At 64.9% G+C, this 15,821-nt stretch carries 13 protein-coding genes; 7 read left to right on the forward strand and 6 right to left on the reverse strand.

Going from position 1 to position 15,821, the window contains the following annotated elements; genetic code table 11:
• Positions 1-343: 343 nt before the first annotated feature.
• The 3 genes from xdhB to ACX93L_RS02870 form a co-directional block, all read right to left on the reverse strand.
• Positions 344-2,680 carry a xanthine dehydrogenase molybdopterin binding subunit gene (xdhB, locus tag ACX93L_RS02860; RefSeq protein ID WP_459403434.1) on the reverse strand — a complete coding sequence of 779 codons (2,337 nt, stop codon included), beginning with the start codon at positions 2,678-2,680 and terminating at the stop codon, positions 344-346.
• A gap of 186 nt (positions 2,681-2,866) precedes the next feature.
• Entirely contained in the window at positions 2,867-4,336 is a 1,470-nt protein-coding gene (gene xdhA, locus ACX93L_RS02865; protein WP_459403435.1) for a xanthine dehydrogenase small subunit, read from the reverse strand.
• A gap of 32 nt (positions 4,337-4,368) precedes the next feature.
• On the reverse strand, positions 4,369-5,142 hold the full coding sequence (locus tag ACX93L_RS02870; RefSeq protein WP_459403436.1) for a 3-hydroxybutyrate dehydrogenase: 774 nt from the start codon (positions 5,140-5,142) through the stop codon (positions 4,369-4,371).
• Positions 5,143-5,383: 241 nt separating this feature from the next.
• Between ACX93L_RS02870 and ACX93L_RS02875 the strand changes: the two genes are divergently transcribed.
• Both ACX93L_RS02875 and map read left to right on the forward strand, forming a co-directional pair.
• Positions 5,384-6,430: an LLM class flavin-dependent oxidoreductase gene (locus ACX93L_RS02875; RefSeq protein WP_459403437.1), complete on the forward strand. Its 1,047-nt coding sequence runs from the start codon at positions 5,384-5,386 to the stop codon at positions 6,428-6,430.
• Between the two features lie 56 nt (positions 6,431-6,486).
• A complete protein-coding gene (gene map / locus ACX93L_RS02880) occupies positions 6,487-7,236 on the forward strand; it encodes a type I methionyl aminopeptidase (RefSeq protein WP_169586729.1) in 750 nt (249 codons plus the stop codon).
• Positions 7,237-7,276: 40 nt separating this feature from the next.
• On the opposite strand, the gene ACX93L_RS02885 is transcribed toward map, so the two are convergent.
• A complete protein-coding gene (locus tag ACX93L_RS02885) occupies positions 7,277-7,507 on the reverse strand; it encodes a hypothetical protein (protein ID WP_459403438.1) in 231 nt (76 codons plus the stop codon).
• Between the two features lie 173 nt (positions 7,508-7,680).
• Between ACX93L_RS02885 and ACX93L_RS02890 the strand changes: the two genes are divergently transcribed.
• Positions 7,681-8,850, forward strand: a complete 1,170-nt coding sequence (locus ACX93L_RS02890) for a YbfB/YjiJ family MFS transporter (protein ID WP_459403439.1) — start codon at positions 7,681-7,683, stop codon at positions 8,848-8,850.
• Between the two features lie 166 nt (positions 8,851-9,016).
• Positions 9,017-10,279 carry a bacteroid development protein BacA gene (gene bacA / locus ACX93L_RS02895; RefSeq protein ID WP_459403440.1) on the forward strand — a complete coding sequence of 421 codons (1,263 nt, stop codon included), beginning with the start codon at positions 9,017-9,019 and terminating at the stop codon, positions 10,277-10,279.
• Positions 10,280-10,675: 396 nt separating this feature from the next.
• Here bacA and ACX93L_RS02900 read toward each other — a convergent pair whose 3' ends face one another.
• Positions 10,676-11,668, reverse strand: coding sequence for a polysaccharide deacetylase family protein (locus ACX93L_RS02900; RefSeq protein ID WP_459403441.1), 993 nt, complete (start codon positions 11,666-11,668; stop codon positions 10,676-10,678).
• 127 nt (positions 11,669-11,795) lie between these two features.
• On the opposite strand from ACX93L_RS02900, the gene ACX93L_RS02905 reads away from it, so the two are divergent.
• The 3 genes from ACX93L_RS02905 to der all read left to right on the forward strand — a co-directional run bounded on the left by ACX93L_RS02905 (position 11,796) and on the right by der (position 14,619).
• Positions 11,796-12,374, forward strand: coding sequence for an NnrU family protein (locus tag ACX93L_RS02905; protein ID WP_459403442.1), 579 nt, complete (start codon positions 11,796-11,798; stop codon positions 12,372-12,374).
• A 108-nt stretch (positions 12,375-12,482) separates the two neighbouring features.
• Positions 12,483-13,154, forward strand: coding sequence for a tetratricopeptide repeat protein (locus tag ACX93L_RS02910; RefSeq protein WP_459403443.1), 672 nt, complete (start codon positions 12,483-12,485; stop codon positions 13,152-13,154).
• Positions 13,155-13,191: 37 nt separating this feature from the next.
• Positions 13,192-14,619 carry a ribosome biogenesis GTPase Der gene (gene der / locus ACX93L_RS02915; protein WP_459403444.1) on the forward strand — a complete coding sequence of 476 codons (1,428 nt, stop codon included), beginning with the start codon at positions 13,192-13,194 and terminating at the stop codon, positions 14,617-14,619.
• A 10-nt stretch (positions 14,620-14,629) separates the two neighbouring features.
• On the opposite strand, the gene ACX93L_RS02920 is transcribed toward der, so the two are convergent.
• Entirely contained in the window at positions 14,630-15,781 is a 1,152-nt protein-coding gene (locus ACX93L_RS02920; RefSeq protein ID WP_459403445.1) for a glycosyltransferase family 4 protein, read from the reverse strand.
• Positions 15,782-15,821 lie beyond the last annotated feature (40 nt).

The raw sequence follows: 15,821 nt of genomic DNA on the forward strand, positions 1-15,821 counted from the left end.
CCCCTCATCCGCCTGCCGGCACCTTCTCCCCGTCCCGACGGGGAGAAGGGATGATCCGGATGCCTCGGCACTTCGCCGCCGATGTCCCGAAGCGGTTCATGAGCTCTTTGGGCCCTGCGAGGCACCGCCAAACGAGTCACCGACTTTACCGTTGGGTACGCTCGGAAGCACGGCGTCTCAAATGGGATTTCTATGGCGGTGGGCCCGCGAAGCGCGGCCTTCTCCCCGTTCACGGGGAGAAGGTGCCGGCAGGCGGATGAGGGGCAATCTGCAGCGGCGGCCATGAATGACGGCGCTGCCGAATCCCGGAGGGGCAGCATGTCGTGATCCGCCGGGGACTGCATCACATCCCCTTCAGCCGCTCGACCGCCATCAGCACCCGCTCCGGCGTCGCAGGGGCGTCGAGGCGGGGGCAATGGCGGTAGTCGGCGACCGAGGCGACGGCCATCGAAAGTGCTTCCAGGACCGAGATCGCCAGCATGAACGGCGGTTCGCCGACGGCCTTGGAGCGACCGATGGTCGGCTCGGCATTTTCCGACCATTCGGCGAGCCGAGTGTTGAAGATCTTCGGCCGGTCGGAGGCGAGCGGGATCTTGTAGGTCGACGGCGCGTGGGTTCTCAGCCGCCCCTTGGCGTCCCACCACAGTTCCTCGGTCGTCAGCCAGCCCATGCCCTGCACGAAGGCGCCCTCGATCTGGCCGATGTCGATCGCCGGATTGAGCGAGTGGCCGACGTCGTGGAGAATGTCGGTGCGCTCCATCAGATACTCGCCGGTCAGCGTGTCGATCGAGACTTCGGAGCAGGCGGCGCCATAGGCGAAGTAGTAGAACGGCGTGCCGCGGCCGGCGGCGCGGTCCCAATGGATCTTCGGCGTCTTGTAGAAGCCGGCGGCGGAGAGCTGCACGCGGGCGAAATAGGCCTTCCTGACGAAGTCCGGGAAGGGGATCTCCTCCGCGCCGACCCGTACCCGGTTGGGCAGGAACACGACCTCATCCGCCGATACCTTGAAGTGTTCGACGGCGAAGGCGACGAGGCGTTCCTTGATCTGGCGGGCCGCGTCGAAGGCGGCCATGCCGTTGAGGTCCGTTCCGGACGAGGCGGCCGTCGCCGAGGTGTTCGGCACCTTGGCCGTCGTCGTCGCGGTGATCTTGACGCGCTCGACATCCACCTGGAAGCACTCGGCAATCACCTGGGCGACCTTGGTGTAGAGGCCCTGGCCCATCTCGGTGCCGCCGTGGTTGAGGTGGATCGAGCCGTCCTGGTAGACATGAACGAGCGCGCCGGCCTGGTTGAAGGCGGTCATGGTGAAGGAGATGCCGAACTTCACCGGGGTGAGTGCGATGCCCTTCCTGATCACCGGGCTCGTCCTGTTGAAGTCGACGATGGCGCGGCGCCGCGCCTTGTAGTCGCAGGAGGTCTCCAGTTCCTCGACGACGCGGGCGACGATGTTGTCCTCGACCATCTGGTGATAGGGCGTGACATTGCGGCCGGAACCGACATCGCCGTAGAAGTTCGCCTTGCGGATCTCGAGCGGGTCCTTGCCGAGCTGGTAGGCGATTTCCTCGATGATGCGCTCGCCACCGAGCATGCCCTGCGGGCCGCCGAAACCGCGAAACGCGGTGTTGGAAACCGTATGAGTCTTCAGGGGCTGCGAGGTCAGCTTCACATGCGGGTAGAAGTAGCTCGAGTCGGCATGGAAGAGGGCGCGGTCGGACACCGGGCCGGAAAGGTCGGCCGAATAGCCGCAGCGCGCGGCGAAATTCGCGGTCAGTGCGTGGATGCGGCCGTCGCCGTCGTAGGCGACGTCGAAGTCCATACGGAAGTCGTGGCGCTTGCCGGTCAGCGCCATGTCCTCGTCGCGGTCGGGGCGGAATTTTATCGCGCGGTTCAACTTCTTGGCTGCAAGGGCGGCGAGCGCGGCGAACTGGTTGCCCTGGGTCTCCTTGCCGCCGAAACCGCCTCCCATGCGCCGGACATTGACGGTGATCGCATTGGACGGAATGTCGAGCACGTGGCCGACGATATGCTGGATCTCGGAGGGATGCTGGGTCGAGGACCAGACGGTCACCTCGTCGTCCTCGCCGGGAATGGCAAGCGCGATGTGGCTTTCCAGGTAGAAATGCTCCTGGCCGCCGATCCGCATCGTTCCCTTGAGGCGATGCTCGGACTTGTCGAGTTCGGTCTCCGGCTCGCCGCGTTTGAGCACCATGCCGGGCGTGACGAGCGGGGCGTCGTTTTCGAGGGCGGCATCGACGTCGGTCCAGAAGGGCAGGTCGCGATATTCGATCTTCGCCATCCGGGCGGCGCGGCGGGCAGCGTCGCGGGTTTCGGCAATCACGGCAAAGACCGGCTGGCCGTGAAACTCCACCTTGTCCTTTGCGAGCAGCGGCTCGTCATGGCGACCGCCGGAGGAGACGTCGTTGACCCCCGGCACGTCGTCGGCCGTCAGCACCGCAACGACGCCGGGATAGGTTTTCACGGCCGACAGGTCGACCGAAAGGATTTCCGCGTGCGCCCGGTCCGACATGCCGAGCGCGCCGTGCAGCAGGCCCGCAGGCTCTGGAATGTCGTCGATATATTCGGCACTTCCGGCGACATGCTTGTGTGCCGAATCATGCCGGAGCGGCTGGTGCATCGGGCCGCTGACATATTTGTAGGTCTCGTAGGTCGGCTTATGCATGGCTTAAATTCCTGCCTCGGCGTTCCTGCCCCTCATCCGGCCTGCCGGCCACCTCCTCCCCGCGGGCGGGGAGAAGGACAACCGCGGCCAGTGCCCCGGCCTCGTCCCCTCTCTCCGCTTGCGGGGAGAGGGTTAGGGTGAGGGGCTGTCGCGACGTGAAACTCAGGGAGCGATCGAAAAGGGCCATCACGCCTCCTCCGCCGCAAAGCGTTTCAGTTCCTGCGGGGTCCCGGTGGTTTCCAGGAAGAAGCGGGTGAGCAGGTTCCTGGCGGTCAGGCTGCGATACTCGGCGGTGGCGCGCCAGTCGGTGAGGGGCTTGTAGGCCTCGTCGAAAGCGTCGCGGGCGGTGACGATGGTCGCCTCGGTCCAGGGCTTGCCGATGAGTGCCGCCTCGACGGCGCGGGCGCGCTTCGGCGTGCCGGCCATGCCGCCGAAAGCGATGCGGATGCGGGAAACCGTGTTGTCGTCGCCGAGCGTCAGATGGAAGGCGCCGCAAAGCGCCGAGATGTCCTCGTCGCGGCGCTTGGAGATCTTGTAGACGGCAAAATGGCTGCCGGGCTCCGGCCTTGGAATACGGATCGATTCGACGAATTCGCCGGCGCGGCGGTCCTGCTTGCCGTAATCGATGAAGAAATCCTCGAGCGCGATCTCCCGGCCGCCGGCGGTGGAGCGAAGGCGGATCGTCGCGTCCAGCGCGATCAGCGCCGGCGGCGTGTCGCCGATCGGCGAGCCGTTGGCGATGTTGCCGCCGATCGTGCCCATGTTGCGTACCTGCTGGCCGCCGATCCGCTCGATCAGCCGGCCGACGGCCGGGATTTCAGAGCGCAGCGTGTCGAAGGCCCTGGAATAGCTCACCCCGGCGCCGAGCGTGATCGCCCGTTCGTCGGTGGCGACATGCTGCAGATCCGTGAGGTGGTTGATGAAGACGACCGGATCGAGTTCGCGCATCTGCTTGGTGACCCAGATCCCGACATCGGTGGCGCCGGCGACGATCGTGGCGCCGGGTTCCCGGGCAAGGACGTCGGCAAGGGCGGTCAGCGAGGCCGGCACGACGAGGCGACGCCCGCCTTTCGAAACGGTGATCGTCTCGGTGGGCTGCAGGTTCCACAGCCTTGCCATGATGTTGGCGCGGTCGCGTTCGAGCGGATCGAAAAGCGCGCTCGGGCGGGTGCGGGACACCTGTTCGGCCGCCTTGACGATCGGCTCGTAGCCGGTGCAGCGACAGAGATTGCCCTGAAGCGCCCGTTCGATCTCGGCGCGGGACGGATGGCCGTTGGAGAGCCACAGGCCGTAGAGCGACATCACGAAACCCGGCGTGCAGAAGCCGCATTGCGAGCCGTGGCAGTCGACCATGGCCTGCTGTACCGGATGGAGATTGCCGCCTTCACCGGCGAGGTGTTCGACCGTCACGACATGGGTGGCGTTGAGCGAGCCGAGGAAACGGATGCAGGCATTGACCGTCTCGTAGGTCAGGTGGCCGGCGTCAAGCCGCCCGACAAGCACGGTGCAGGCGCCGCAATCGCCTTCGGCGCAGCCTTCCTTGGTGCCGGTCAGCCGACGTTTCAGCCTGAGGAAATCCAGAAGCGTTTCCGTGGGATCCACGCTTTGGAGGGCGATGTCCTCGCCGTTCAGGACGAAACGGATGCAATCGGTCATGGATCGTCTTCTCTCGGGCCTGCGGGCCGGTTTTATTGAGCGGTCCAGCCGCCGTCGATCGAGATGTGCGTGCCGGTGATCTGCCGTGCCGCGTCGCTGGCGAGGAAGATCGCAACAGCCGCCACTTCCTCCACGGCGACGAATTCCTTGGTCGGCTGGAACTTCAGCATGACCTCGGATTTCACCTGCGCTTCGGTGATCCCGCGCGCCTTGGCGGTGTCGGGGATCTGCTTCTCGACGAGCGGGGTCAGCACATAACCAGGGCAGATCGCGTTCACCGTCACGCCGGATTCGGCAAGTTCCAGCGCGACGCTCTTGGTCAGGCCCATGATCCCGTGCTTGGCCGCCACATAGGCGCTCTTGAAGGGGGAGGCGATCAGGCCGTGGGCCGAGGCGACGTTGATGATGCGGCCCGCCTTCTTTTCCTTCATCGCCGGGACGGCAAGGCGAATGGTATGAAAGGAACTGGACAGATTGATGGCGATGATCTGGTCCCACTTTTCCGGCGGAAAGTCCTCGACCGCCGAAACATGCTGGATGCCGGCATTGTTGATGAGCACGTCGACCATGCCGAATTCGCGGGCGGCGGTTGCCATCAGGTCCTCGATCTCTTCCGGCTTCGACATGTCGGCGCCATGGTAGATCGCGCGGCTGCCGGTCACTTCCAGGCTCTGGCGGATCGCCTCGATCTCGCCGGGATCGCCGAAACCGTTGATCACGACATTGTCGCCATGGGCGGCAAACGCCCTGGCAATCGCCAGTCCGATGCCGCTGGTCGATCCGGTGACGACGACGGTTCTGTTCATGAAAGACTTCTCCCGATCAGGTCGGCGTTCTGTTGCGCCGCAGTAGACAGGAAAGGTTATGCCCGAATCGTCGAGGCTGGCAATCCGGTTTTTGGCGAGCAGGGTGTTGCCATTTCGGCATTGTCCGGCTCGCGCGCCGATCGTGCGGAGAATGCCGAACACTGCGTCACCGTTTGCGGCATTTGCCGCCGGCGCTTTGCATCGCTATCTGTTTGCAACGTTTCAGGGAGACAAGGCAGATATGGAACTCGGGCTTTACACTTTTGCGGATGTCGATCCGAATGCAGCCGACAAGGGAGCCGAGGCGAAGCGCCGGCTCGACGACCTGCTGGAGGAAATCCAGCTGGCCGACGAGGTCGGGCTCGACGTCTTCGGGCTCGGCGAGCATCATCGGCCCGACTACATGGCGTCCTCGCCCGCGACCATTCTTGCGGCGGCGGCGGTCAAGACGAAGAACATCCGGCTGTCGAGCGCGGTGACGGTTCTCTCCTCCGACGATCCGGTCCGGGTCTTCCAGCAGTTCGCGACCGTCGACCTCCTGTCGAACGGCCGCGTCGAGATTATGGCCGGGCGCGGTTCCTTCATCGAGAGTTTTCCGCTGTTCGGTTACGAGCTCGACGACTACGACCTGCTGTTTGCGGAAAAGCTGCAGCTGCTCATGGAGATCCGCGAGAACGAGGTGGTGACCTGGGAAGGCGAGACGCGCAAGGCCATCGCGGGGCGCGGCGTCTATCCGCGGCCGTTGCAGGATCCGCTGCCCTTGTGGATCGCGATCGGCGGCACGCCGCAGTCGGCGGCGCGTGCCGGCTATCTCGGCCTGCCGCTGGCGCTCGCCATCATCGGCGGCGAGCCGCACCGTTTTGCCCCGCTCTTTGATCTCTACCGGCAGAGCGGCGCCAAGGCGGGCGTCGACCCGAAGCTGCTGAAGACCTCGATCAACGTGCACGGCTTCATTGCCGACACGAGCGAGAAGGCGGCCGACATCTTCTACGAACCGCAGGCGACCGTGATGAACCGGATCGGCCGCGAGCGCGGCTGGGGGCCGACCAATCGCGGCCATTTCGACGCCGCCCGCGGTCCGCGCGGCGCGCTCTTCGTCGGCGATCCGGAAACGGTCGCGGAGAAGATCGTCGCCAGCCACAAGATCTTCGGCAATGACCGTTTCCTGCTGCAGATGGCGATCGGGCCGATGCCACATCGCGACATCATGCGCGGCATCGAGCTCTACGGCACAAAAGTGGCGCCGCTGGTCAGAAAGGCGTTGACCCCGTCGGAAGCGGGGGCGTAAGCACCCGCCATTCCGAAATCACAAGAAAGAGCGGGCGAACGCCCGGTAGACAGACGATGATTGTTTCGAGCGAAGACGACCTCAACGGGCTGAAGGAGATCGGCCGACTTTGTGCGACGGCGGTCAAGGTCATGGGGGCGGCGCTCGAACCGGGGATCACCACGCGCGAGCTCGACCTGATCGGGCGCAAGGTGCTGGAAGACGCCGGAGCGCAGTCGGCGCCGGAGTTCTGCTACCAGTTCCCCGGTGCCACCTGCATCAGCGTCAACGAGGAAGTCGCGCACGGCATTCCCGGTGACCGAAAGATCGCGGCCGGCGATCTCGTCAATATCGACGTTTCGGGCGTGAAGAACGGCCTGTTCGGCGATACCGGTGCCTCGTTCATCGTGCCCCCGGTGAAGCCGAAGATCGAGAAGCTCTGCCGCGACGGCAAGCGCGCGCTGTGGGTGGGCCTCAACCAGGTGCGCACCGGCCAGCCGATGGCCAATATCGGCAATGCGATCGGCACATTTGCCAAGAAGAACCGCTACACGCTGATTCAGAATCTCGCCAGCCACGGCATCGGCCACTCGCTGCACGAGGAGCCGAAGGAGCTTTCCACCTGGCCGGATCCCGACGAGACGCGGATCATGGAGGAGGGGCTGGTCTTCACCATCGAGCCCTTCCTGTCGCTCGGCGGCCTGTGGGCCGAGGACGGCGACGATCCCTGGACGCTCTACAGCGAGCCCAAGGCGCCGACCGTGCAGTTCGAGCACACCATCGTCGTCACGAAGAACGGCCCGATCGTCCTCACGCTCATCGACTGAGGCTGCGAAACAGCGGCGCCCGATGGGGCGCCGGCCGGTCTCAGGCGGAAAAGGCCACCGTCACGCCGCGCTTCTTGAAGTAGGACTGCATGATCTTGCGGCCCTGGCGGTTGGACTGGAAGAGCTTCGAAGGCTCGAACACCGCTTCCTTCACGCCTTCGCGGGCCATCGCCGCCTTGAGAGCCGCGATGTGGAGGTCGATCTCTTCGTTGTCGTTGTTGAGTGAGGCATAGACGTTGTCGATGGCCTGGCTCAGGGTGAGGTCGCTCATGGAGGTGCTCCTTCAAATCGTTTGCCCTCCACTAGCGATTTTTGCGGCCGGAGCAAGCTGCAGCTTGCCCTGAGGGCGTAACGACGGCGTGGCGTGATCCATTTCAACCCGTGAACCCGGCGATCAGTTTTTGTGGTTTGCGGGTTTAATGCTGCGATGCGATAAGCGCTGCCATGCCCGCACCGACACGTACTGAGCCGAACCTCTTCTCCACCGCGATTGCCGGAGGCCTTGGCATGGCGGCCGCCATGGGGTTCGGCCGCTTCTCGTTCACGCCGATCCTGCCCGGCATGATGGGCGATCTCGGTCTTTCCTCCGCCGACGCGGGGCTGATCGCGGCGGCGAATTTTGCCGGTTATCTGGCCGGTGCGATCGTCGGCGGTCATGGCTGGGCGGCGGGCCGCGAACGGGGCGTCGGGCTCCTGTCGCTGTTCCTCAGCGCCGCACTTCTCGCCGGCATGGGGTTTGCCGGCTCGGTGACGGGCTTCGTCATCCTGCGCTTTCTCGCCGGACTGGCGAGCGCCTTCTCGATGATCTTTATCACCTCGATCGTGCTCGGCCATGCCGCGCGCGCCGGCAGCGAGGCGGTGCAGTCGGCGCATTTCGCCGGTGTCGGCATCGGGATTGCCGCCTCTTCGCTGATGGTGCTCGTGGTCGGGGCCGCCGGGCTCGGCTGGCGCATGGACTGGTTCGTCGGCGCCGGCGTGAGCCTCCTTTCCTTCGCGGTCGTCGCCTGGCTGCTGCCGGCCGCGCCCGTCCATCAGAACCCGTCGTCGAGCGAGCCGCCGCTGGTCTTCCGCTTGCCGGTGGTGCTCGTCACCGCGTCCTATGGCCTGTTCGGTCTCGGTTATGTGGTGACGGCGACCTTCATCGTCACCATGGCGCGCATGAGTTCGGCGGGAGCGGCGATCGAGTTCCTCACCTGGTTCGTCGCCGGCTCTGCGGCCGCCGCCTCGCTCTTCCTGTGGCGGCCGGTGATGCACCGCCTGGGCCTCGGCGGTGCCTATCTCGCCGCGCTGACGATCGAGGCCGCCGGGGTGCTGGCCTCCGTCGTTCTTCCGTCACCGGCGGCGCCGCTGGTCGGCGGGGCGCTGCTCGGGCTGACCTTCATGATCATCACGGCCTATGGATTGCGGCTGGGACGGGCCTTGTCGCCCCAGAGCCCGCGCCGGGCGCTGGCCTTCATGACGGCCGCCTTCGGAATCGGCCAAAGCGTCGGGCCGCTCATCGCCGGCGTGCTGGCCGAACGCACGGGCGGCTTCACCGTGCCGAGCCTGGTCGCGGCAGGCGTTCTGTTTTCAGGCGCGCTCCTCGTCCTGCCGGTGGCCCGCAGGCTACCCTGAGGCCGGACAAGGCTTCATGGTTTCATTCGAAACTGTGAATTGACACGGACCAAAACCGTCACAATCGGTTGATGGCATTGCTGGGTGCTTTTTTCTGCCCTAGTTTCGGCCCAAAGACCGGGTTTCCAAGGCCCTTCCGTCCCCCGCCGAGAAAGTAGCTATCCCCGTGTTCAAGTCTTTCTTTCCCAAGCCGCGACTGTTCTTCACGTCCGCAGCTCTCTGGTCGCTTGCCGCGATTCTGATCTGGTATGCCGGCGCCGCCAATTGGGGCGCGCTGATCGGCCTGCCGCCGCTCGCAGAAGGCCAGGAGCCGCCGATCGGCGTGTCGATCTTCTGGTCGACGCCGTTTCTGTGGTTCTACATCTTCTACACCGTCGTCGTACTGGCCTTCAGCGCCTTCTGGTTCATCGTCAGCCCGCATCGCTGGCAGATGTGGTCGGTGCTCGGCAGCGCGCTGATCATCTTCACCACCTATTTCAACGTCCAGGTCTCGGTGGCGATCAACGCCTGGTACGGCCCCTTCTACGACATGATCCAGAAGGCGCTTTCGGAAAAGGGATCGGTCACAGCCGCCCAGCTCTATATGGGCATGCTGGGTTTTGCCGGGATCGCCTTCGTCGCGATCACCATCGGCGTGCTCAGCCGGTTCTTCGTCAGCCACTGGATCTTCCGCTGGCGGACCGCGATGAACGAATACTACATGGAGCACTGGCCGAAGCTGCGGTTCATCGAAGGCGCCTCGCAGCGCGTGCAGGAAGACACGATGCGCTTCTCGTCCACGGTCGAGGCGCTCGGGGTCAATCTCGTCTCTTCGGTGATGACGCTGATCGCTTTCCTGCCGGTTCTGTTCAAGCTCGGCGCCACCATCACCGAGCTGCCGCTGATCGGCGACGTTCCCCATGCGCTCGTTTGGGCGGCGATCTTCTGGTCGGTGTTCGGCACCGTGTTCCTGGCTGTCGTCGGGATCAAGCTGCCGGGACTGGAGTTCCGCAACCAGCGGGTCGAGGCCTCCTACCGCAAGGAACTGGTCTATGGCGAGGACGACCCCAACCGGGCCAAGCCGCTGACGGTTGCCGAGCTCTACGACAATGTCCGCCGCAACTACTTCCGGCTCTACTTCCACTACATGTATTTCAACGTCGCGCGCATCTTCTATCTTCAGGCGGACAACCTGTTCAGCCTGATCGTGCTGGTGCCGTCGATCGTCGCCGGCAAGCTGACGCTCGGCCTGATGACGCAGATCAACAACGTGTTCGATCAGGTGCGCAGTTCCTTCCAGTATCTCGTCAATTCGTGGACGACGATCGTCGAGCTGCTGTCGATCTACAAGCGCCTGCGCGCCTTCGAGGCGGCGATCGACGACGAGCCACTGCCGGAAATCGACCAGGAATACCTGGCCGAGCATGGCGAGCTGGTCAGCCAGGACTGATCCCGCCGACCGTCAGGCAGCATTTCGAGCCGCGCCGGAGAAATCCGGCGCGGTTCTTCGTTTTGAAGGAGCGGGGCAGGCGGGTTGCGTTCAATGGGTGGCATCAGGCATTCGCCTGCCCCAGTCGTTGCGGGAGCCTTTGCGGCCTGCGGAGGATCGTCGGTTTTCCGCAAGACCTGTCCCGTCACGACCGTCACCGGCACCGGGCCTCGAAGCGGAGGAGGAAGCCGGTTCGCGACCCGGTGTCCTGTCCGATGACCCGTTCAGGATAGGCAGGCTACGACCGGGCGGGGACGGGACGGTCGATCGTTTTCTGCCAAGTCGCTGATCATGCGGGCGGAAAAATCCGGGGCGGGCGAAAAATGTCCCCGCGCGGCTTTTCAGGGTTTCGTCGTCTCAGGACCGCTGGCCGGCCGATTGCTCGGCGAGGAGGGCATTCGCCTCCGCATAGCTCACGCAGGCGACGTCCGGGCGGCGGCAGACGTCGGTCACCAGCCGTTCCATCGCCCGCCAGTAGGCGCCGGCATTCATCTCGACGAAATGCAGGCCGATCTGCAGGGGGACCCGGTCTCCGTTGTATTCGGCTTCGAAGGCGGCCCGGAAGGCGGCATAGGCGCGGGCCTCGAACTCCTTGGTGCGCGACGGATTGTCGATGCCGGCGGAATGGCGAATGAAGAGGTTGTAGTCCATGCCGATGATCCGCCGGTTCTGCGGGCCTTCCGGGATCAGGGGCAGTCCGAAGCGCATGAGCTTGCCGTCCTGTTCCGGCAGCATCGGGCCGCGCGTGACGAGGCTCGCGTCATAGGCAAAACCATGGGCCTTTTCCGCCTCGACGAGGCTGTCGGGCGCCGAGAGATAGGGCGCGCGAAAACCGGTGACGCCGTTTGCGGCAAAGTCCGACCAGCCGGCCGGCTCCCGGTCTTCAAGCCCATTCGCCTTCCATGCATCGGCGAGGACACTGTCGAAGGTGGAGAATTCGGCGAGCCAGTCGGCCTTCGACCAGTCCTTACCGTCGAAATGGCCGCAGGCATGGCTGGCGATCTCGTGGCCTTCCTGGTGGGCCGCCCAGATGTTGTCGAGGCGGGTGGCCACGTCCTCCACGGTCGGGGGAAAGCCGATATTCGACCGGCCGGCCTTGATCCCGGGCGCCTTGTAGCTCTTGGCGGCGGCCTTGGGGATCATCGTCGTGCAGGAGAGGAAATAGGTGAAACGGGCGCCGGTCCGACGGGCGATGTCGCGGCTCTTCGTCCACAGCGCGTTGTCCGCGGCGCCGTCGAAGGAGACGATCAGCAACTGCTTCGGCGTGAACGCGCGCGGGCGCGGCGGGTCGGCCAGCGCCGGCTGCGCGAGGAGGAGGGACAGGGCGGCAAGGAGAAGCGGACGCGTCATCGGAAAACCTGGAAAAAATCAAGCCGGTTTTCTGTCAGCGAAATGCGGCGAAGCTTTGAACGGACTGGAATTTCCGTTCCGGGGCCATTATGCCAGAGGACGATAGTTTCAACCGGGGTCCCGCCGCATGACAATTCTTCTCCTAGGCATCGTGCTCTTCATCGGTACGCACATGATCCGCGTCGTTGCACCGGGTTTCCGCAGTTCGATGGTTGCGCGTTTCGGCGAAAACGGCTGGAAGGGCGTTCACAGCGTTGCGAGCATCGTGTCGCTGGTGGTCCTGATCTATGGCTGGCGTCAGGCGCCGGTCGTCGATATCTGGTTCCCGCCGGCCGGCATGGCGCATCTCACGGTGACGCTGATGCTGATCGCGTCGATCTGTCTGGTGGCGGGGCTTCTCCCCGCGGGTCACATCGCGACGAAGACCAAGCACCCGATGGTGCTTTCGGTGAAGATCTGGGCTCTGTCGCATCTTCTCGCCAATGGCGACCTGGCATCGATCCTGCTGTTCGGCTCGTTCCTCGCCTGGGGCGTCATCGTGCGCATCGCGCTGAAACGTCGCCAGCGTGCGGGTGCGCTTGTTGCCCGACCCTTCGTTTCGGCGAAATACGACCTCATGGCCGTCGTCGGCGGTGCGGTACTCTGGGCGCTCTTCATCTTCAAGCTGCACACGCTTTTGATCGGCGTGGCGCCGCTCGCCATGTAAACCAACGCGTCTTCTCGCGGTTTTCCCCTTACAAGCGGGGAAAAATCGGGTAGAAGGCCGCTCACGCATCAAAGACGCATCGAAAGGCCGGCCGGTCCGGAAGCATTCATGGTTGACAACAACGACAGCTTTATTCGCGAAGTCAATGAGGAGTTGCGCTCCGACCAGTTCCGCAATGCGTGGAAGCGCTACGGTCGCGTCGTCATCGCGGTTGCCGTGTTGATCGTGTTCGGCACTGCCGGCTATCGCGGCTATGAATACTGGCACGAAGGGCAATCGTCGGATGCTGGCGACAAGTTCCTCGCTGCGCTGACGCTCGCCAACGAAGGCAAGGCCGACGAGGCGAAGGCCGCGCTCGCAGCCCTCGAAAAGGACGGCTACGGCGCCTATGCGGTCCTGGCGCGCATGCGCTCGGCGACCGTCGAAGCCGAAAAGGGTGACCCGGCCGCCGCGATCAAGGCCTTCACCGAGGTCGGCAAGGACAATTCTGTTCCGGCCGTGATCCGTGACCTTGCCCGCATGCGGGCCGCCTGGCTGCTGATCGACAACGGCACCTACGAGCAGGTTTCGGCCGAGGTCGAGGCAATGGCGACGCCGCGCGACGCGATGCGTCATGCCGCCCGCGAGGCGCTGGGCCTTGCCGCCTACAAGGCCGGCGACATGGCAAAGGCGCGCGAATGGTTCGAGCAGATCGCAGAAGATGCCGAGACGCCGCGCAATGTCGCGAGCCGTGCCCGCATGATGCTCGACAATATCACGGCGTCCGGCAAGGCGTCTTAAGCAGGTTGGCGGCAACGCCGGAAGGAAACGGAACCCCATGAGCTTCACCGTCGCCATCGTCGGTCGTCCGAACGTCGGCAAGTCCACCTTGTTCAACCGCCTGGTTGGCAAGAAGCTGGCGCTCGTCGACGACACGCCGGGGGTTACCCGCGACCGCCGCCCGGGCGAGGCGAAGCTCATCGATTTGAGGTTCACGATCATCGATACCGCCGGTCTCGAAGTGGCGGCACCCGACACGCTCGAAGGCCGGATGCGCGCCCAGACCGAGGCGGCGATCGACGACGCGGACCTGTCGCTCTTCATCGTCGATGCGAAGATGGGTCTGACGCCAGTCGACCAGGAACTCGCCGAAATGCTGCGCCGGCGAGGAAAGCCCGTGGTTCTCGTCGCCAACAAGTCCGAAGCGCGCGGTTCCGACAGCGGCTTCTACGACGCCTACACGCTCGGCCTCGGTGAGCCGGTTCCGGTATCGGCCGAACACGGCCAGGGCATGATTGACCTGCGCGATGCGATCGTCGCGGCGATCGGCGAGGAACGCGCCTTTCCCGAAGAGGATGACGAGGCCGAGACGGACGTCCGGGTCTCCGAGGCGGAGGTCGGCGGCGAGGGTGACGAGGAGATCGAGCCCGAATATGACGAGACCAAGCCGCTGCGGGTTGCAATCGTCGGCCGGCCGAATGCCGGCAAGTCGACGCTCATCAACCGCTTTCTCGGCGAAGACCGTCTGCTGACCGGCCCGGAAGCCGGCATCACCCGTGACAGCATTTCGGTCGAATGGGACTGGCGCGGCCGCACGATCAAGATGTTCGACACCGCCGGCATGCGGCGCAAGGCGCGCGTGCAGGAGAAGCTGGAAAAGCTCTCGGTCGCCGATGCGCTGCGCGCCATCCGCTTTGCCGAGACCGTGGTCATCGTGTTCGACGCGACCATTCCGTTCGAGAAGCAGGACCTGCAGATCGTCGACCTCGTGATCCGCGAAGGCCGCGCCGCCGTGCTCGCCTTCAACAAGTGGGACCTGGTGGAAGAGCCGCAGGCCGTGCTTGCGGACCTGCGCGAGAAGACCGAGCGCCTGCTGCCGCAGGCCCGAGGCATTCGCGCCGTGCCGATTTCCGGCCAGACCGGCTACGGCCTCGACAAGCTGATGCAGTCGATCATCGACACCGACCGCGTTTGGAACCGCCGCATCTCTACCGCCAAGCTCAACCGCTGGCTCGAGCACACGCAGGTCCAGCATCCGCCACCGGCCGTATCCGGTCGCCGCATCAAGCTGAAATACATGACGCAGGTTAAGGCCCGTCCGCCGGCCTTCATGATTTCCTGCACGCGTGCCGATGCCTTGCCGGAAAGCTATGTGCGCTATCTGACCAACGGGCTGCGCGCCGATTTCCAGATGCCGGGCGTGCCGATCCGCATCCATTTCAAGGCGGGCGACAACCCGTTCGAGAACCGGAAGAAGAAGCGCTGACCAACCGCGCTCAGGCGTCTGCCGGTCGGGTCGGCTGACGCAAGGACAGGCGCCGGCGTTTCGCCTGCGCTTTTGCTTCCATGACATTGTCGAGGAACTGCCGCGTCGCGGCCTGCCAGGAATAAGTCTCGGCAACCGCGCGGGCCTCCTCACGCGAGGCGTCGAGACTGGCGATGCAGGCCTTGCGCAGATCCTGATCGAGCACGCCGGCCTTGCCGCCCGGCGGCACGATGTCGACCGGACCCGTCACCGGATAGGCGGCGACCGGCACGCCCGAGGCCAGCGCCTCGAGGATCGTGTTGCCGAAGGTGTCGGTGATCGAGGGGAAGACGAAGACGTCGGCCTCGGCATAGGCCTGGGCGAGATCCTCTCCGAACTTCACACCAGTGAAGAGCACCCCCGGATAGCGGGCCTCAAGTTCCGTGCGGGCCGGACCGTCGCCGACCACCACCTTGGACCCCGGAAGATCGAGATCGAGGAATGCCGGCAGGTTCTTCTCGATCGCCACGCGACCGACGGTCATGAAGATCGGGCGGGCAAGGCCGAACGGGTTTTCGGCGCGGGGACGCGGGTGGAAGAGGGCCGTGTCGATGCCGCGGCTCCACAGGCACAGATTGTTGAGGCCGCGACCGGCCAGCTCCCGCTTCAGGCTCTCGGTCGCCACCATGCAGGCGCCGCCACGGTTGTGGAACCAGCGCACATAGGCATAGAGCCAGGACAGCGGTACGGGCACGCGGCTCTGGACATATTCCGGAAAGCGGGTGTGGTAGCTGGTCGAAAACGGCATGCCGTGCTTCAGGCACCAGCGGCGCGCCATCAGGCCCAGCGGACCTTCGGTTGCGATGTGCAGGTAGTCCGGCTTCTCGCGCTCGATCATGCGCGCGACACGCCCGTAGCGCGCGAGCGACAGGCGGATTTCCGGATAGGTCGGCATCGGGATGCTGGGGAAAGGCTGCGGCGTGATCATCGCAACGTCGATCCCCATCGCAGCGAGCTCGCGGTTGGTGGTCTCGATGGAGCGCACCACGCCGTTCACCTGCGGGTGCCAGGCATCGGTGACGATCACGATCTTGGGCATGGGCGTTGTCGCTATTCTTCCCGGTGTCGCCGGGGAAAGCCCCTCGGCTGTTCGCGGTCCGATCGCGGCCGGTTGGTTCATCATGCCGGGATACGGGCGCCGTCGTTGTCCTTTGCGGGTTATG

It is taken from the genome of Rhizobium sp. CAU 1783 (assembly GCF_054551725.1).